At 46.1% G+C, this 19,449-nt stretch carries 17 protein-coding genes; 11 read left to right on the forward strand and 6 right to left on the reverse strand.

The window, feature by feature from the left end; translation table 11 throughout:
• Positions 1-139: 139 nt before the first annotated feature.
• Positions 140-1,411: a peroxiredoxin family protein gene (locus ACYVE4_RS15605; protein ID WP_461041088.1), complete on the reverse strand. Its 1,272-nt coding sequence runs from the start codon at positions 1,409-1,411 to the stop codon at positions 140-142.
• A gap of 81 nt (positions 1,412-1,492) precedes the next feature.
• On the opposite strand from ACYVE4_RS15605, the gene rsmH reads away from it, so the two are divergent.
• Both rsmH and ACYVE4_RS15615 read left to right on the forward strand, forming a co-directional pair.
• Entirely contained in the window at positions 1,493-2,398 is a 906-nt protein-coding gene (gene rsmH, locus ACYVE4_RS15610; RefSeq protein ID WP_461041089.1) for a 16S rRNA (cytosine(1402)-N(4))-methyltransferase RsmH, read from the forward strand.
• A gap of 41 nt (positions 2,399-2,439) precedes the next feature.
• Complete coding sequence (locus ACYVE4_RS15615; RefSeq protein ID WP_461041090.1) at positions 2,440-3,285, forward strand: polysaccharide deacetylase family protein; 846 nt, start codon at positions 2,440-2,442, stop codon at positions 3,283-3,285.
• Positions 3,286-3,333: 48 nt separating this feature from the next.
• Here ACYVE4_RS15615 and ACYVE4_RS15620 read toward each other — a convergent pair whose 3' ends face one another.
• From ACYVE4_RS15620 to ACYVE4_RS15640, 5 genes are all read right to left on the reverse strand, one after another.
• Positions 3,334-4,356: an SPASM domain-containing protein gene (locus tag ACYVE4_RS15620; protein WP_461041091.1), complete on the reverse strand. Its 1,023-nt coding sequence runs from the start codon at positions 4,354-4,356 to the stop codon at positions 3,334-3,336.
• Between the two features lie 86 nt (positions 4,357-4,442).
• A complete protein-coding gene (locus ACYVE4_RS15625; RefSeq protein WP_461041092.1) occupies positions 4,443-6,074 on the reverse strand; it encodes an autotransporter outer membrane beta-barrel domain-containing protein in 1,632 nt (543 codons plus the stop codon).
• 226 nt (positions 6,075-6,300) lie between these two features.
• Positions 6,301-7,491 (reverse strand): PQQ-dependent sugar dehydrogenase, encoded by a 1,191-nt coding sequence (locus tag ACYVE4_RS15630; protein WP_461041093.1) that lies wholly within the window; start codon positions 7,489-7,491, stop codon positions 6,301-6,303.
• A gap of 40 nt (positions 7,492-7,531) precedes the next feature.
• Positions 7,532-8,245, reverse strand: coding sequence for a LytR/AlgR family response regulator transcription factor (locus tag ACYVE4_RS15635; protein ID WP_461041094.1), 714 nt, complete (start codon positions 8,243-8,245; stop codon positions 7,532-7,534).
• Positions 8,245-9,351, reverse strand: coding sequence for a sensor histidine kinase (locus ACYVE4_RS15640; protein ID WP_461041095.1), 1,107 nt, complete (start codon positions 9,349-9,351; stop codon positions 8,245-8,247). The genes ACYVE4_RS15635 and ACYVE4_RS15640 overlap by 1 nt, the downstream gene beginning before the upstream one ends.
• A gap of 271 nt (positions 9,352-9,622) precedes the next feature.
• Here ACYVE4_RS15640 and ACYVE4_RS15645 point away from each other — a divergent pair, with 271 nt between their 5' ends.
• The 9 genes from ACYVE4_RS15645 to ACYVE4_RS15685 all read left to right on the forward strand — a co-directional run bounded on the left by ACYVE4_RS15645 (position 9,623) and on the right by ACYVE4_RS15685 (position 19,360).
• Entirely contained in the window at positions 9,623-10,411 is a 789-nt protein-coding gene (locus ACYVE4_RS15645; protein ID WP_461041096.1) for a hypothetical protein, read from the forward strand.
• A 71-nt stretch (positions 10,412-10,482) separates the two neighbouring features.
• Entirely contained in the window at positions 10,483-10,779 is a 297-nt protein-coding gene (locus tag ACYVE4_RS15650) for an ArsR/SmtB family transcription factor (protein ID WP_461041097.1), read from the forward strand.
• A gap of 301 nt (positions 10,780-11,080) precedes the next feature.
• A complete protein-coding gene (locus ACYVE4_RS15655; RefSeq protein ID WP_461041098.1) occupies positions 11,081-11,560 on the forward strand; it encodes a (2Fe-2S)-binding protein in 480 nt (159 codons plus the stop codon).
• Between the two features lie 80 nt (positions 11,561-11,640).
• On the forward strand, positions 11,641-12,234 hold the full coding sequence (locus tag ACYVE4_RS15660; protein WP_461041099.1) for a hypothetical protein: 594 nt from the start codon (positions 11,641-11,643) through the stop codon (positions 12,232-12,234).
• 7 nt (positions 12,235-12,241) lie between these two features.
• Positions 12,242-14,389: a molybdopterin cofactor-binding domain-containing protein gene (locus ACYVE4_RS15665; protein WP_461041100.1), complete on the forward strand. Its 2,148-nt coding sequence runs from the start codon at positions 12,242-12,244 to the stop codon at positions 14,387-14,389.
• Positions 14,390-14,399: 10 nt separating this feature from the next.
• On the forward strand, positions 14,400-15,299 hold the full coding sequence (locus ACYVE4_RS15670; protein WP_461041101.1) for a helix-turn-helix domain-containing protein: 900 nt from the start codon (positions 14,400-14,402) through the stop codon (positions 15,297-15,299).
• Positions 15,300-15,423: 124 nt separating this feature from the next.
• Complete coding sequence (locus tag ACYVE4_RS15675) at positions 15,424-16,410, forward strand: aldo/keto reductase (protein WP_461041102.1); 987 nt, start codon at positions 15,424-15,426, stop codon at positions 16,408-16,410.
• A gap of 57 nt (positions 16,411-16,467) precedes the next feature.
• Positions 16,468-18,642, forward strand: a complete 2,175-nt coding sequence (locus tag ACYVE4_RS15680) for a xanthine dehydrogenase family protein molybdopterin-binding subunit (protein ID WP_461041103.1) — start codon at positions 16,468-16,470, stop codon at positions 18,640-18,642.
• A gap of 355 nt (positions 18,643-18,997) precedes the next feature.
• Complete coding sequence (locus ACYVE4_RS15685; protein ID WP_461041104.1) at positions 18,998-19,360, forward strand: hypothetical protein; 363 nt, start codon at positions 18,998-19,000, stop codon at positions 19,358-19,360.
• The last annotated feature ends 89 nt before the right edge of the window (positions 19,361-19,449 follow it).

Genomic DNA, 19,449 nt, shown 5'->3' on the forward strand with positions numbered 1-19,449 from the left:
TTCTATGCCGGATTTATTTGATTGAACTGATTAAGCTGGTTTGGAAAACGAATAGAGCGCTTCAAAGAAGCTAAAAAACAAAATCAGCTTAATCAGTTCAATCAAATAAATCCCGCCGGGCCGCCGGAGTGGTTCAGAATCATTGTTCAGACACTAGTTTATCAATCAGGCGATTGAATTCTTCGACGTATTGGTCGTAATATTTGCCAGTGCCGGGGCCAGAGAAGCCTGTGTGAATGTGCCGCACCGCACCTTTTTTGTCGATGAAAATAGTGGTAGGAAATGCGACGACAGCATTCAAGTCGGGCAATGCTTTGGAGGCTTGCGCTTTATCGTTTGTACCAGCCAACACAACTGGATAATCGATCTGAAAACGTTGCTTCATCCGATCAATTTTTGGTCCTGATATAGCCATTTCTGGCGACCGCTCAAACGACAGGCCGAGTATTTCAATACCTCGATTTTTATTCTTTTTGTACCAAGGGCTCAGGAAGTTCGTTTCATCCATACAGTTTGGGCACCAGCTGCCCATAATCTGCACAATCGTTACTTTATTTTTGAAACGATCATCGGCCAGCGACACTATTTTCCCATCTGTTTGAGGGAATGATGCGTTAAATTGCGTTGAGCCCGGTTTTAGATACGTCAGTTTAGCAGGATCAGGCAGATCGGCTTTGGGATCAAACTTAGCGACCCAGGATTCGTAGCCACTGATGCCCGCCCATAGGCCGCCTTGAAGCGTTTTTGTTGCTGGATCGTGTTTCGCCTTGAACAAATACACATGCGAACCATCAAAGCAGGATAGAAATAAACTATCACCCACTACATTTCCTTCTAAATATCGGTAATCGCCCGTTGGTGTGAGGAAAGTACCCGTTAGTCGACTACCTTTTTGGTCGAAAATACCAACAGCATTGACGGTATCGACTTTGCCGGTTTTACTTCCAAAAGTCGTAGCCCATTTACCCGTTACATTCGTAGTTGCCGAACGTGACTCCTGATCGGGTACAAACCGATAATTCTGACCGTACTGGGCTTCAAATGGTAGAGTTTGCGCAGGTGATCCTACACGTTTTCGTCGATAGACACCCCGAAGCGTATTCCCTTCTATCTTTGCAACTAGTTCCGACTCAAACAGAGCAATAGGCATTCGTAGCGAATCTCCTTGAACCGTCGCTGCATCCAGTGGCAATCGTTCGTTGCCATTTAGGGCAAAAACGGTGTAAGCCTGCGGATCTTTTTGGCTCGACTGAATCGACAAGCCAAAAGGCAAATCGCCCCCGCGAGTTTTCAGAACGGCCCGATATTGACCAGGTTTGACTGTAGCAGCAGGTGGATCGGATGACAAAGAATGGCCAAAAGAAAGATCGGGGACGGCTAATAAAGTGAGTAGAGGAAGGATGTGCTTCATGCTTTTTAGAAAGAAGGCTCAATGCAGGTTGTTGACAATCAATGACCCAATTAACGATGACTCAAGACGGTTAGTTTCTGAATGACCAATTACCACGATCCTGTTTTATTACAAGCCTGTATCGACGGGCTGAATTTGCAAACCGGCGGCACCTACGTTGACATTACGTTTGGCGGTGGAGGCCATAGTCGCGAAATATTGAATCAACTGACCGAAGGCCGATTATTTGCTTTCGATCAGGATGCCGACGCACGCGCAAATGCCCAGGCGATTGGCGATTCCCGTCTGACATTTATTGCCTCGAATTTTCGGAATATCAAACGATACCTCCGGCTCTATAAAGCAGAGCAAGTCGATGGAATTTTGGCCGATTTAGGCATTTCGTCGCACCAGATCGATACGCCCGAACGGGGTTTCTCAACCCGCTTCGATGCTGATCTGGATATGCGGATGAATCAGAATGCCGACAAAAGTGCTCGCGAGGTGGTTAATGACTATTCAGAAGCTGATCTCCACCGAATTCTGGGGATGTATGGCGAGATCACCAATGCCCGAACAGCCGCTGCCGCGCTTGTATCGGCTCGCTCAAACCGACCCCTCAAATCGGTCAACGACCTAAAAGCAGCTTTGCAACGTCTGGCTCCGCGCGGCAAAGAGAATAAATATTTTGCCCAGGTTTTCCAGGCATTACGGATTGAGGTAAACGAAGAATTACAAGCATTAGAGGAATTTCTGGAACAGGTTCCCGACATTCTGAAACCAGGCGGGCGTTTAGTGGTCATGTCGTATCATTCGCTCGAAGATCGACTAGTTAAAAACTTCATTAATAAAGGAAAATTCCAGGGCGAAGTAGAAAAGGATTTGTTTGGTAATGAGATCAAACCGTTGCGAGCTATCACTCGCAAACCCATCGAAGCGACACCGGACGAAATTGCCCGTAATCCACGCGCCCGAAGTGCCAAACTGCGTATTGCCGAGAAGATTTAAACCAACGTGAATTATGAATAATTGATATGTGTCATCTTATTATGAAATCGTTCGTCTGTCTCTTTTTCTGCTTACTCGCTGGCAGTTCCTTCGCCCAAACTCCTCCCCGGCTCATTATTCGTGGAGACGACATGGGGTATTCGCACGCAGGAAACGAAGCCCTTATAAAATGCTTTAAAGACGGTATTGAAACGTCTATCGAAGTGCTTGTTCCTTCGCCCTGGTTTCCGGAAGCCGTTAAACTACTGGCAGAAAATCCAACCGTCGATGTTGGTATTCACCTGTCGCTCAGTAGCGAATGGGATAATATTAAATGGCGCCCCGTATCGGACTGCCCCAGCCTACGCGACGCTGACGGGTATTTTTATCCGATGATTTATCCCAATAAAAATTATCCGAAACGATCCGTAGTTGAGAATGACTGGCAGTTGGCCGATGTTGAAAAAGAATTCCGGGCACAGCTTGAGCTGGCGTTAAAGAAAATACCTCGTATCAGTCATTTTTCCGGTCATATGGGCTGTACGGATATGGGTAATGATGTGAAAGAGTTGGTTAAGAAACTGTCGAAAGAATATAAGATTGACATTGTTCCAAGAGACCGGGGCGTCAACAGTATAAGCTACATAGGTGCTCATGCTACCTCGCAGGAGAAAATTGACAGTTTCATGAAAATGCTCGAAAGTCTGGAAGCGGGTAAAACCTACCTTTTCGTTGATCATCCAGGTTTGAATACACCCGAAGTGCAGGCTATTCATCACATCGGCTACGAACAAGTCGCCATCGACCGACAAGGTGTAACCGACACCTGGACCGACCCGCGCGTAAAAGCTCTCATCAAAACAAAAGGAATTCAATTGATTAGCTACAAGGATTTGGCGAAAGAGTAAAAGAGCGAATAGCTGACGCACGTTTTATTCGCTCTTTCACTCATTAAATTACGCCCACACTTTTGTGCCTTCTGTGCAATTCCGGCACATTTCGATTTCGGAACGAGAGCGGAGTAATGTCTGGCGAAAATCCTGATAAGCTGGGCCTTGCCAGATATCAGCAAAGGATTGCGTTTGTAAATCGCCCAGCCGGTGATGGGCATCTTTGTCGAAGCAGCAGGGAACAACAAGACCATCCCAGGTAATTACGCAGGAATGCCACATTTTCCAGCAATGATCGCCAAAGCCATTTTTGATGCGGTATGTCCCATCGGCCTGCGCAGCATAACGGCTGTATTGATCCAACGTTGGGATTAAATCTGAACCTTGCTGGTAATCATAGATTTGCGCGGTTTTCAGACCAACTTCATCAACGCCTAATTCACGAGCTAGCTTTTTGACTTCCGCAATCTGATGCTCGTTGGGCCTGACAACCAGAAATTGAAAAACAACGTGTGGCGTCCGTGATTTGAGTTCTTTTTTCCAGCGCAGAATGTTCTTTGTTCCTTCCAGCACTTTCTCCAGTTTCCCCCCTACCCGATATTGCTGATACACTTCCTGCGTCGTGCCGTCAATCGAAATAATTAATCGATCCAGTCCCGATTCGACCGTTTTGCGGGCATTGGCATCGGTCAGGTAGTGGGCATTGGTGCTGGTAGCGGTGTAGATATTACGGTCCGTCGCATAACGAACCAGATCCAGAAATTGCGGATGTAAATACGGTTCGCCCTGAAAATAGAAAATCAGATAGAGAAGCGTATCATGAAGTTCGTCAATAGTGCGCTTATACAGGTCTTCGCCAAGCATTCCGGTTGGGCGAGTAAATGACCGAAGACCACTGGGGCATTCAGGGCAGCGCAAATTGCAGGATGTCGTCGGCTCGAACGATACAGACATTGGCAATCCCCGCTGTATCGGACGACCTGTTTGTTTTGCTACATAATAGCTCGACAATACCTTCAGGGCATTAGCGACCCGTTTAGGCGTGAGCTTGGAAGCAAAATTGAGACCATCCGTCAGATTGCGATTCATAGTGTAAAGGTACGCTCGAAATAGCTACCGCAGTGATTTTTTCAGCGAACTGAACGAAAAGTGAACATCAATATTCAAGCGCCACTCTATTTGGTTTGATGCTCAAGTTTGCTTTCTAGCTGTTCAATTCGTTTCTGTTGCTGAATCAGATATAACGTCAACTCCTCAATTTTTTCCAGCAATGTAGCATTCATTTTGGCTAGGTCAACCCCTTCTTTAACGACTTCGTTAGCCGACGGTACACCGGGTAAATGCCCCTGCTCACATACATAGTTGGCTACGGAGTCCAATGGGCGGAGTTTATAAGTAGGTGAAAAGACTTTATCACTCCATTCACTAGTATTGCTAATTCGTAGCTGATAACGGGCTTTAATGACATCACCCTTTTCGTTGACTGTCAAAAATTGATCTGTACTTTGAGTAGTGGGACTCTTAGTGGTCAGTTGACTTAATCGCAAACCGCTATTATCGGCATTGGGGCTAACGACTTCCAGCCGAGTAGAAGGGGATGAAGTACCAATCCCAACGTTAGCCTTGTGACCCAGCACAACCGCATTACTAATTTCAACACGCGCATCAGCTCCGATGGCGGTTGCATTTTGCAATGTTATTGCTTCTGCGCTAGCCTTATGACCAATTATTGTATTACCAGAACCTGCCCAAAGGCCACTACCGGCTTCACCACCAATAATTACATTATGCCCTCCCTGCCCATTACCAGACTGGACATTGTAGCCCATTAATATATTATCATCGCTAGTAGTAATAGTTGTACCCGATTTGGGACCAATAATGATATTGTTGTTTCCTGTAGTATTATAATAACCAGCATTGGTGCCAATAAACGTGTTTGATGCGCCAGTTGTATTGGAGTACCCTGCGTCATTCCCTATAAAAGAGTTGTAGGAGCCCGTTGTATTCTGGTTACCTGCTTCATAGCCATTAAATGTATTTGCCGATCCTGTTATGTTGCTAATCCCGGCAAAACTCCCGGTAAAAGCATTAGAATTACCCGTTGTGTTATTAGCGCCCGAAGATGTACCCAAAAAGGTGTTACGGACACCAGTGGTATTTTTATTACCCGCTGAAGTTCCCATAAACACATTACTATACCCGGATGTATTGGCGTAGCCCGCAGTATACCCCAAAAACACATTACTATAACCCGTCGTATTTTGATTACCAGTCTGTCGCCCGACAAATACATTTCGGTAACCAGATGTGTTCGAAAAGCCAGCAGAGCTTCCAACAAATGTATTCTCAACACCTTCAGTATTGTAATAGCCTGCATTAACTCCTATAAATGAGTTCTCACTACCGATAGTATTACCTTGTCCTGCCGTCCGACCTAAAAAGACGTTATTATAGCCACTGGTATTATAGAATCCAGCATCTGCCCCAACAAACGTATTATTTGATCCAGTTGTATTGGTATAACCCGCAGCTGTTCCCAGAAATGTATTGGCATTACCTGACGTAGTAAGTCGTCCTGCGTTCGAACCATACAATGCATTTTCAGTACCGCTGGTTAGATAATGCCCCGCATAACCACCCGTAATTGTGTTACCAGAACCTGTTAGATCAGAATTGCCAGCGCCTATACCTACCATCACATTAAAGATACCAGGTGAGTCGGCCGCCGGTGAGGTAGCTATAAAGTTATTCTGCGCCATTACGGACGAACTAAATAAAAGCGGCAGTAAATAAAGTTTTCGCATCGTGTTGGATTCTGGTCTAAGTGGATTAATGAAAGATTCAGGTTACCCGGAATAGGAGAGCAATAATTATCAGAACTAGTAAAGCAAGTTCTAGATGCAAATACTGTATCATAGTCCATAGGCTATGCAATTAAAAAGCTGTCCATACCCTTCGACACTGCCGAAATGGATATAAACAGCTTTTAATTCCCTCCACTAGTCAACAACTAAGCGAGAGTCGTAAACCTTATTTTTTGAAGATGCGGTACAGTCTGCCTCCATCTGTAATGGCATACAAAGCGCCGTCTTTGCCTTGGGTAATATCGCGGAAACGTTGATGCTCATCGACGAGCAACCGCTCTTCGCCAACTACTTTATTATCCTTAATCACCAGTCGGGCGATGTGCATGCCGCTTAGCGTACCAACGAAAAGATTGTTTTTCCATTCAGGAATGACATCACCGCTGTAGAAGGTCATACCACTAGGCGAAACGGATGGGTCCCAGTAATAAACGGGTTGCTCCAGACCGTCTTTTTGCTGGATGCCTTCCCCTACTTTCTCTCCGCTGTATTCGATTCCGTAGGTGATCGTTGGCCAGCCATAATTCTTACCAGGCTTAATCAAGTTGATCTCATCACCTCCCCGTGGCCCAAATTCGCCTTCCCACAAATCGCCCGTTGCGGGGTTTATTGCCAGACTCTGTACGTTGCGATGGCCGTAGGAATACAATTCAGGTCGAGCGTCGGCCTGATTGGCGAATGGGTTACCAGAAACGGGCTTACCATCTTTGGTAATATGAATCACTTTCCCCAGTCCTGAATTGAGCGACTGCGCCTGTGGTCGGGTTACTTTATCCGAACGCTCTCCGGTACTAATAAACAGATTACCGCTTTTGTCGAACAGAATTCGTCCGCCGTAGTGTAGATTACCTTTATAAGCCGGTGTTGCCTGATAAATGGTCGTTGCGCCTTCAATCTTTTTTTCATCGGCTGATAATTTACCTTTGCCAACTGCGGTTAAGTTTCCATCCGCTGTAGGATCTGAAAATACCCAGTAAATCATCCGGTTTTTCGCGAAATCAGGATCAGGGCGAACGCCCAGTAGACCACCCTGGCCCGACGAATTTACTTTCGGAAGACCTGTAATTGGCTCGCTTACTTTACCAGCAGTGGTGACGATCCGCATCGTTCCTTCTTTCTCGGTAACGAGCAATCGACCATCGGGCAAACTGTAAATACCCCATGGTTTCTGAAGGGTTTCCGTCAATACTTTTCCTTCATAATTGGTCGATGATTTTACACCAGCTATTCTGGTTTGGCCCGAAAAAGCCGATTTGTAGTCTGAATTAGGATTTTTAGTTTCCACAGAGGCACTCTGGCCGAAAGATGCCAGGGATAACGAGGTGCCTGCCAGAAATAGGAGGATGCTGTTTCTCATTTTAGTTTTGACTTGTTAGGAATTGGCAATAAAAAAGCTTTTAAGTCCGCTGAAGTACTTCCTCAAGCTTGGCTTTATAAATGCGCCCAATCGGAATTTCTTCATTGTGAACGCGAATATACGTTGCGCTGACGGCCTGAATATGATCCAACGAAACAATAAACGATTTGTGAATACGGACGAAGCGATCCGGGGGTAGTTTTTCTTCCAGATAACTAATCCGCAGGTAAGAAACCAGCGTGCCCGAAACCGTATGTATTCGTACGTAATCCTTTAAACTTTCAATCCATAAAATGTCTTCCAGAAACAGTTTGACCATTTCTTTATCCACTTTAAAATATTGATAGTCTCGCCCGGTTTTTATTGGTTCGGGAACTTCCGAAAACGTGGGTGTACTCGGTGAGAATCGATAAATCTTGCCCACAGATTGCAGGAAGCGTTCGAACGAGATAGGTTTGACCAGGAAATCCACAACATCAAATTCGTAGCTATCGAGCGCATATTCCCGAAAAGCCGTCGTAAAAATGACTTTCGGTCGATAGCTTAACGGACGAAGCAAATCAAACCCCGTTAGTCGGGGCATCTGAATATCCAGAAAAATTACATCGACGGGCGTCTGCTGCAATTGTCTGAATGCCTGCGTTGGACTGTTCGACAGTCCGATCAACTCCAGATCCGGTAATCGATTGATATAATCCTTTAGCAAATCAGTAGCCAGGGGTTCATCGTCCAGCACAAAGCAACGGATAGCCATTAGTTTAGGGTGAATTTTAAGACCGCCAGAAACTGACTATCTTCTGGTAGCGTGACTAATTCATAATTGCCGGGAAACAGAATATCCAACCGCTGTTTCAGATTGGTTAAGCCCAATCCCGTTGTCGACGGGTACGAAACGCCATCTGGCACCGAATTTTCGACCGAATAGATCAGGCGATTACCACTTTGAGATAAATGCAACTGAATCCAACAGGCATTTTCAGATTGAGCGGCTCCGTGCTTGAACGCATTCTCCACAAAGGGAAGCAGCAGCATGGGTGGAATCTTCAGGTTGGTCAGCTCACCCAATTCACCGAAATTAGTCTGTACATCCAGCCGGTCGCCATACCGAATTTGTTCCAACGAAATATAATCCCGTAAATAAGCAATCTCTTTCGAGATCGGTATTGTTGATCGGTGACTTTCGTGCAGTTGGTAACTGAGCAGACCCGCCAGTCGCTGCAATAAATTGGGCATTTGAGCAGGCTGGTGCATGGATACCGAAACCAGATTATTCAACGTATTGAACAGAAAATGGGGTTGCACCTGCGATTGAAGTAGTCGGTACTCAGCCGCCAGTTTTTCTCGTCGATACGTTTCATTTAGTCGTTGTTGAATCAACGCATGGCGCACCAGATCAGCAGCTACAAACAAGGCAACGACCAAATGTAAATGCATACTTTCGGCCAGAATTTTAGGCCAGTACAGTAGCGGTTTTGCCAACCCATCTGGATAATAGATCGGGTAGAGGAAAGTGTAATTGATAAACCGACGAGCAATTCCAAAGACTAGGATCCCTCCTGCTAAACTGATCCAAAAACTAACCATACGCCCCGACAACAAAAAGCGTCGGACGGTAACGAGCAAATGCCAGTAACCGGCTACAATGAGCAACGGTAAATTCAGGCTGATCTGACGAAAACTCTGCTCATAATTTTCCATGTAGGCTCCCGTGTTGAGCCATTCAAACAAAAAATAGCCTACCCAGAAAAGTCCATGAGCCAAAACTTCCCGCCGAAGTTGGTTAATGCCTCGGCGACTGGTACTCGGCCCATTTGTCGTTCGAGGATCGGTGGTCTGGTCGAGCGTACTGTAACGAGTCATTTGTTAGTGATTTCTCCCGCAATGAACTATCAAAATTACGCGTACTTACCGTTGAAACTCAACTAATTTGCCCAACGGTTCACGTAAGCTCCTCAACACGGGAATCTTTCGACAAACAACCGATTTTCTCGACAAACGGCACTGTGCATCTACTTTTCGCGATGTGTAGTAACTGCACTGTCGTTCGTCTAAAATAAAATTTATGTATTGATGCGCTCCTTTGATTTGCCACCAGAATACAACCTGAATCAGTTTAAACAAATCATTGGCTATGAATCACGTTCGAATTTTCTCGTCTCCGTTCGGCTCCCAGGTAGCTATGGGCTTCCGGCTTATTTTCTTCGGCCTACTATTGAAAGCAAATGCAGGTCTGGCGCAATTGATCAATCAGACGACGATCCCAAACGCGGCTGAAATCGACTCGGCAAGAGGTTACTGGCGACTCAATACGCAGGCCACTACCCGCAGTACCATCGTTCAGTTTTTCGGTACGAATCGACAGCTTCTTTATGAAGAAATCTTACCTGAAAAATGGGTTAAACTCACACGGAAAAATCAAAGGCAATTCGATCAATTGCTAGACCATCTGGTAGCCAATCAACTCCTGACGGCCCGAATCGAAACAGAACCTCTTCCTCCAACGTCAGCGGAACCAGTGTTAGCCACATCCCCTCGACTGAATACGGCTGAAAATTCCGCATCTGCGATAAGTAGTTATCGTGTCCATGCGTACATCAATCCGAATGGCAAACTGTACGTGATTGTGAATAATCCCGACCGGTTACGGTATGCAATTAAAGTGGTCGATCAACACAACCAGTCACTGTATGAGGAATTCACCAATCTGGAGCGATACCGACGTAAACTGGATGTATCGAGCCTAACTCAGCATTCGTATCAGGTTGTTGTTCGAATTGACAATAAACCGTATACCTATAAAGTCAAAATGCAGGATACGAAAGTCGCTTATAGCCTTCAACCCTCGTCAGTTACGAACCAGCAGATTATCCCGGAGCCAAATCGCGAGGAGACTAAACCTTCTGCTACTCTCAATTTGTAAATGCGCGATCTACCTCCCATCATCCTCAACATTGAAACGGGGCAGTCTTTATGATTGATAATCAACTAATAGTGAAACAATTAGCCAATATGCTTAAGGCGGTGGGGCATCCGTTGCGTATTCAGCTTGTTAGCATTATTGCTCAGGAGCGGATGGTCAGCATTTCTACGTTGCAACAATACTTACCTGATATAGACCATTTTACACTATACAGCAATTTGCGGTTTATGCACAAAAAGCACATTGTGAGACAGCGACGAAAAGGGCGGGAAGTTTATTATGCTCTTTCTGAATTGGCCATTCGCGAAGGGTTCGATATTTTCTTCCGACGCCAATCCGAGCTGCAATTAACCCTCAACGACAATTAACTGGATAACGACTTTTAAATACAACGATGAGCCGTTTTAGCTTTTACATGGTTTGAATTTCGTAATTCTTTATTTGAATAACATAAGGCCGATAATCTGTATACTAGTAGTTTAGCGGTGTTAACCTGAATAGATAAGCTTCAGGCAGCTCCCAATAACAAATAGTCAGGTAGTCGGTTGTAAATGAGAAGATTGGTAGGCTTAAAACGTCGAAAAACACTACCATTTAAACATACCAATTTTTCAGGGTAAGACGGAAGGTAACAACGAGCAACTGGGATCAAAATCAACGATTAAAGCTATGGCAATCATCAAATGTAACATCAATGGGAAAGCTCACTCGCTCGACGTCGACCCGCAAATGCCGCTGCTTTGGGCCATCCGAGACGTGGTTGGTCTGAAGGGTACAAAATACGGTTGCGGTGTGGCTCAGTGCGGAGCCTGCACTGTGCATCTGAATGGCGAAGCGGTCCGCTCCTGCGTGACCAGAGTTAGCCGGATTGCTGGGCAAAAGGTCGTTACGATTGAAGGGCTGTCAGAAAACAACGACCATCCTGTTCAGTTGGCCTGGCAGGAAATCGATGTACCCCAGTGCGGCTATTGCCATTCTGGTCAGATTATGTCGGCCGTTGTATTACTGCGCGAGAAACCCAATCCTACGGACGAAGATATTGACGCAGCCATGGCCGGTAATATCTGTCAATGCGGTACCTATCCCCGTATTCGGAAAGCCATTCATTTAGCCGCCGGCACCGAACGCAAACTCGGCAAAAGCGAGTAAACGGATAAGTTATTCGCTGTCTTTGAACGCATTTTGAAACGAAAGAACGTCAGTATATGCATTTTAAAGCAATTTATATCTTGACCATCCTCCTGTCGGTGACGGGAATTATGGCTTCTACGTTCAACCACGAAACAGCTTCAGTTAGTGTAGACCCAGCGACGGTAGTTGTTCCGATAAAAAAGGATAGTGCAGCATCTGTTAAAGCTTTTGCGAACGTCTATAAAGTGCTGATGAGTCCTCGTTGCATGAACTGCCACCCATCGGGCGATGTGCCGTTACAGGGCGATGATAATCACCTGCATACAATGACTCCTCGTCGGGGTATGGATGGCAAAGGTCTTTATTCCATGAAATGTGCGAACTGCCACCAACCTACTAATACCCCAGGTCTGCACACACCACCGGGAAATCCAGACTGGCATTTACCACCCGCATCCATGCGAATGGTTTTCCAGGGTCGAACACCCAATCAGCTAGCCAAACAACTCGTGGACCCGAAACAAAACGGGGGCAAGAATATGGATCAGTTACTGGAACACGCAAACGATGGCTTAGTATTGGCAGGCTGGAATCCCGGCGAAGGACGCACGTTGCCACCAATGAGCCATGCCGAATTTAAGAAAGCCTGGGATACCTGGATTAAAACCGGTGCGTATGCGCCTAAACCTTAACACAATCATGACATTATCCAGACGAAATTTCCTAAAAGTATCGGGCCTGACCGGAGCGGTTCTGTCGCTGGGCTTCTACATTCCTACAAATGCTGAGGAAGCTGAGATTATAAAGGCTACCGAGGCCGAGAATTTCGGCGTTGAACTCAATGCCTGGATACATATCGATACGTCCGGGAAGGTCACCATTTTTAGTCACCGGGCCGAAATGGGGCAAGGTGTGTATCAGGCCATTCCGCAGATGGTTGCCGAAGAACTGGAAGTGAATCTAGATGATGTGAATATCGTATTTGCCAAAGGCGACCAGAAAAAATATGGGAATCAAATAACCGGCGGAAGTTCGACGGTACGGGGGTCGTATAAAAACCTATTGAACTTGGGAGCAACCGCTCGCGAACTACTAATTCAGGCGGCAGCTACCAATTGGAACGTCCCTAAATCGGAGTGTTACGCTGAAGCTGGGCATGTCATACACAAGCCTTCTGGAAACAAAGTCCATTATGGCGAACTGGTTGTTGCCGCGTCGAAGCTTGAGACGCCTAAAAACGTAGTCTTGAAGAAGCGATCAGACTATAAGCTCATTGGTAAACCACTGCTCCGGCAAGACACTAAATTGAAAACCAATGGCACTGCTACATTTGGACTGGATAAGCAGCTTCCGGGCCTACTGTATGCAGCGGTGGAGCGTAATCCTCGTCTTCGTGGGAAAGTAAAGAGTTTTGATGATAGTGCAGCCCGTAAAATCCCTGGCGTCAAACACGTATTGAAGACTAAAATGATGGTCTTCAATACATACCGCGAAGGCGTCGCGGTAGTAGCCGACTCGACCTGGGCGGCCATACAGGGCAAAAAAGCGCTGAAAGTAGAATGGGACGATAGCGGTTTTGAGCACTTGAGTACCGATGAGATTTACAAGCGTCAGCAGGAAGCGCTCCAAACTCAGGAAGGGCTTTCGTTTAAAACGCAGGGAGATGCATCAGGCATTATTGCTAAAGCACCGAAAAAGCTCGACATTGTTTACGAGACGCCTTATCAATACCATAGTTGTATGGAACCCCTAAACTGTACGGCTCATTATCAGGACGATAAACTTGAAATCTGGGGACCAATCCAGGCACCGGAATGGGTGCAAGATGCCATCAGTAAAGAAATGGGCTTACCCCGCGAAAACGTGATTGTAAATCTGACGTTTCTGGGTGGAGGTTTTGGCCGAAAAGCGTTTATGGATTACCCGCACGAAGCGTCGATGATTTCCAAGGAAATAAAAGCCCCTGTACAGGTCGTCTGGACGCGCGAGGATGATGCCACGCAAGGTCCTTATCGACCCGGTATTTCCTATCGATGCGAGGGCGTGGTGGCTAATGGCGAAATCAGTGCCTTTAAGGTTAAAATGGCTGGTCAGAACAACAATCACTGGCGCGGAGGTCCGAAAGATAAGCCTAACGGAAGTGCTTCCGAAGGTTTTTTAAAACCTTACTTCGATAGCATCAAAAATCTAAGTATTCAGGATGTACCGTTTGAAACACCCATTCCAACCATGTGGTGGCGGTCAGTATATGCCTCCACCAACGGCTTTGCCTATGAAAGTTTTCTGGATGAATTGGCCAATGAAGCAGACAAAGATCCATTGGTGCTTCGACGGGAGTATCTAAAAGATGAACGATTGCATCGCCAGATTGCTAAGTTGGAAGAAGTCTCGGGTTGGAAAACTCGAAAGAAAGGCGAGGGCTACGGAGTAGCCATGACCGAATGTTTCGCCAGTACGGTAGGCCATGTCGTGAAAGTGTCGAAAAACTCGGATGGTAAAGTCAAAATCGATCACGTTTGGGCCGTAATGGATTGCGGTTGGTATGTCAATCCCGATACGATCAAAGCACAGGTAGAAGGGTCAATTGTGATGGCGCTGGGAGCAGCGACCCAACATCAGGTAACGTTCAAAGATGGCATTCCCGTCGATAAAAACTTCTATTCGTATCAGCTTCCTCGTATCACGGACATACCGCCCATTGACGTATATATTATGGACAATGATGAGCCAGCCGGTGGGGTCGGCGAACCCGGTTTGCCCGCCTTCGCTCCTGCCCTTACAAACGCCATTTTTGACTTGACCGGCAAGCGCATTCGTAAATTGCCGTTCAATATGGCGACAGTTTAGTTGAAACAGAATGGATAAAATTGAAACATTAGAAGAACTCTATAAGCGCAAATTCGATTGGATGCCCGATTCAATCCGTAACGAAATCGGGCATTTCAACGTATTTCGGTTAAAGCCTTTCCTGGGTGATAAAGCCCAACCCGTTCCCTATAAACGGCGGGATTATTACAAAATCATGCTGGTCGTTGGCGGCAGCAATGTCCATTATGCCGATAAAGTGATTGAAGTAAAAAAGCAGGCTTTATCTTTTTCTAACCCACATATCCCGTATAAATGGGAACATACGGATCAAATTCGTCAGGGCTTTTTTTGCATCTTCAATCAGCACTTTTTCAATCACTTCGGCAACCTGAATCAGTACGAGGTTTTTCAGCCAAACGGAACGCATATTTTTGAGCTGACCGATGAGCAGGTGAGTCGGATTAGTGGTGTGTTCGAACGCATGTTTGAGGAGATCAACTCCGATTATATCCACAAGTACGATGCTCTGCGAAATCTCGTGTTTGAGCTATTGCATTTTGCTACGAAAATGCAGCCGTCTTCTTCCTTTGATAAGCAGCCAATTAATGCATCGCAACGAATTTCCACCCTGTTTCTAGAGCTCTTAGAACGGCAATTCCCGATTGATGATACTCATCGACAAGTAGCCTTCCGCTCAGCGTCTGATTTTGCCAATCAGTTGAATATTCACGTCAATCACTTAAACCGGGCTGTTAAAGAAACAACCTTAAAAACCACCTCCCAATTAATTGCTGAGCGTTTTTTGCAGGAAGCAAAAATTCTGCTGAAGCACAGTACCTGGGGTGTATCGGAAATTGCGTATGCGCTAGGGTTCACAGAAGTGACTCATTTCAATAACTTCTTCAAAAAGCATACAGAGCTCAGTCCGTTGAAATTCCGAAATAGCTAATTCGGATTTTAGCCGTGTAGCCCTGTTTGATTTTCGTAAGTTCCTATTTGTTTTTCGTTGTTTAACCATCGTTCGTCCTTATAGGTTTGTACAATAAATAATCAACATCGTTATGAGTACAACAATGCAAAAACGGAAACTGGGAAACAGTGGTCTTGAGGTATCAGCCATCGGATTAGGCTGTATGGGTATGAGTTTTGGTTATGGTCCGGCTAAGGACAAAAAAGAGATGATTCCGCTGATTCATGCGGCTGTCGACCAGGGCGTTACGTTCTTCGATACGGCTGAAGTGTACGGACCTTATAGTAATGAAGAACTTGTCGGTGAGGCTCTGGAGCCATTTAAAAGCAACGTAGTCATTGCGACCAAATTCGGCTTCAATATTCAGGATGGAAAAATGAATGGAGTCAACAGCCGTCCAGAAAACATTCGAGCGGTAGCTGAAGCCTCCATGAAACGATTAAAGGTCGATGTGATCGACTTATTTTATCAACACCGTGTTGACCCCAATGTGCCGATTGAGGACGTAGCTGGAACAGTAAAAGACCTAATTCAGGAAGGAAAGGTAAAATATTTCGGACTGTCGGAAGCGGGCGCCCAAACGATACGCAAGGCGCACGCTGTACAACCCGTTTCTGCTCTACAAAGCGAATACTCCCTCTGGACCCGTCAGCACGAAACCGAAATTATTCCGACCATCGAAGAATTAGGTATTGGTTTGGTAGCGTTTAGTCCACTGGGAAAGGGTTTTCTGGCCGGTAAAATTGATGAAACGACCAAATTTGCGGAAGGTGATATTCGTAACATTTTGCCCAGATATACCGAAGAAGCCCGCACAGCCAATAAAGCTTTGCTGGATTTGCTGGGCCAATTTGCCGAACGACGGAATGCTACCTCCGCTCAAATTGCGTTAGCCTGGGTATTGGCGCAGAAACCCTGGATTGTTCCCATTCCGGGTACGACGAAGCTACACCGTCTGACGGAAAATAACGGAGCCGCTGCGATTCAGCTAACGGCCGACGAACTTCGGGAGATCAAAGAAGCCACAGCCCAGATTGACGTGATAGGTAATCGGTATACCGAACAAATGGAGAAATCGACTGGATTATAAACGGTAAAGCGGCATCGATTTGGCGCTCGTTCGCTATCCAATGCTCTCCTAAATGCCATGACATCCAAACCTTTTTCCCGCCGGGATTTCCTTCAGTACGCTGGCTTGACCGGCTCTGCCTTTCTGCTGGGAATCTCCTCATTGAAAGCAATTTCGGATAAGCTCCAGGTAACAGCGAATGTGCTGGCTGAACCTGTGCAGTTTACGCCCTACATTCGGATTGATTCAACAGGGGCCATCCCCATCTTCAATACCAAACCGGAGATGGGACAGGGAGTTTTTCAGTCAATCCCGGCGCTAATCTGTGAAGAACTGGAAGTGACGCTGGATCAGGTAACGATCAAACAGTCGAACGGGGAAAAGGAATTGGGTACGATGCAACGGGCTGGGGGCAGTGCATCGATTCGAACCAGTTTCACCGAATTACGTAAGGTTGGCGCTGCGGCTCGGGAGATGCTGGTCAAAACGGCCAGCAATCGCTGGAGTGTTGACGTTGCTAGTTGCTATGCTGAAAAGGGAAAGGTGATTCATAGCCCAACCAAGCGGGCGTTTACGTACGGTGAGTTGGCTCAGGAAGCGTCAACACTAGAAATTCCCAAAGAACCGAAACTAAAAGATCGGAACGATTTCAAGATTATAGGCAAGTCGGGCAAGCGTCCTGACGTGCCGCTGAAAACCTGTGGCAAAGCCGAGTTCGGGATTGATGTGGAGGTTCCCGGTATGCTATACGCTATGGTGGAACGATGCCCGGTAATCGGCGGAACAGTAAAAAGTTTTGACGCAAGTCAGGCGCTTAAAATTCCTGGTGTAGAAAAGGTAGTTGAGGTTGAACGAGTGGTAGGCCGATTTCATTTCAAGGGCGTAGCAGTCATTGCCAATTCCTATTGGACGGTTACGCAGGCACGTAAGAAACTGACTATCGAATGGGATACAAAAGGGTTTGAAACGTTCAATTCGACTGATTACGAAGCGCAGTTGCGTACGCTGGCCAAAACGGAGGGTTTGCCTGATAAAACCATTGGGTCGGTCGATACGCTGAATTTGTCTCCGCAAAATACTATCGAAGCCTTTTATGAAACGCCGATGGTTGCGCATCATCCATTGGAACCGATCAACTGCGTGGCTCACGTACGGGGTGATAAAGTGGAAATCTGGACTTCGACCCAAGTAGCCAGTACGGTAACCGGCAGCGGGCCTAACGATCTACATAAGCATACCGGTTTTGCTCCCGAAAACATAAAGCTTCACTCAACATTTATTGGTGGAGGTTTCGGCCGACGACTCTACATCGACCATATTATCGAAGCGGTAAATCTGGCCAAACAAATTGATAAGCCTGTCAAACTGATCTGGACTCGGGAAGACACCACATTACAAGGGCCGTTCAGACCGATGACATTCTCGCAACTGAAGGGCGGCTTATCCGACGACGGTAAGCTGATCGCTTTTGAACATAAGGTCATCAGTCCTTCGTACCTCGAATCGGTCAACACTACGTTCGACAAAACTAAGGTTGACCCAATCATGGCGGAAGGCATTGGAGAACAGGCTTACGAAATTCCGAACCTAAAAACCTCGTATGTGCGAGCGGATTATCACGTTCCGCTGGGTGCCTGGCGTTCAGTAACCAGTTCTACGTTAGCGTTTGCTCATGAATGTTTCATTGACGAACTAGCCTACAAAGCCAAGAAAGATCCCTTGACGTTCCGGCTGGATATACTCACGAAACCCTCCGACGTACAACGTGTATTGCGAAAACTCAGGGAAGTGTCGGACTGGGACAAACCACTACCGAAAGGTAAAGCCAGGGGAGTTGCCCAATGGGAATTTTTCGCTGGTTTGTGTGCGCAGGTTGTGGAGGTGAGCTATCGCCCAGATAAATCCGTTAAAATCGACAAAGTAATTGCCGTTATTGATCTAGGTGAAGTTGTTAATCCTGATAATGTACGAAATCAGGTCGATGGCGCTATTATCATGGGAATTGGTGCAGCCACCAAGCCCGGTATTACCCTGGAAAATGGGAAAGTGATGCAACGCAATTTTTATGATAACCCGCTGGTTCGCATCAACGAAGTACCTGAGATCGAAGTGCATATTCTGGCCGAAGGAGGTAAAGTAAAAGGGGTTGGCGAGCCGGGTTTACCAGCTCTCGCTCCTGCCCTGGCCAACGCCATTTTTGCCGCTACAGGAAAGCGTTTTCGAAAGATGCCCTTCACGTTAGACGCTGTTTAAGCTTCTCTTCTACTTATTTATGGCTAATCTCCAGGGAATTAACAGTTCTCCGGAGATTAGCCGTTTTGTTTTGCCATAGCTCACTTGCGAGTTATGCAGGATTTTACACACTTAATACAGTGATTTCTACACTTGGCCAATTTATAGTTTCAACCAATTCCAAACTCGCCCTACTTTTGTCCGCATCTGAACAAGACCTGTCCACTTGCGGACAACGATGAAAATTGGCACAACTAACAATTGCCTGATTTTCAGAATTTTAACTAAGTTGGCACAGGCTTTGGATCAGTATTAACAACCAGTAAACAACACAACTTTAAAAAGACTAAACAACACTACGATCATGTTAGCACTAATGAACACTCTTGCAGCCTCTGTCCTTTTGAGCGCTTCTACTCTCTTCAATCCTACCACTCCTAAAACGCTTTCTTTCGATGCCAGCGCCTATGTGACGATCAACCACGAAATCCGGTTAGCCGTCCAAAAGTCGGCTGAAATGCCTGTACAGGTTATCCTGCGCAACAAATCCAATGAAGTGCTTTATCAGCAAAGCCTGGGCAAAAAAGAAACGAAATATGCCGTGAAACTGAATGTAGATGAACTGGCAGATGGTATGTATGAATTGGAAGTTCGCTCTAGCGAAGGCAGCATTGTGAAGCAATTGAACCTGGCAACCAAGCCGGTTGAAAAAACCAGCCGCACAATTGCCATGCAGTAGAAAAATAGAATTCGAGATAGGTTAGGAGTAATCATGACAAAGCCCGACAAATTGCCGGGCTTTGTTTATTTATGATCTGTCAGAATACT

This window comes from Spirosoma harenae (assembly GCF_054776975.1).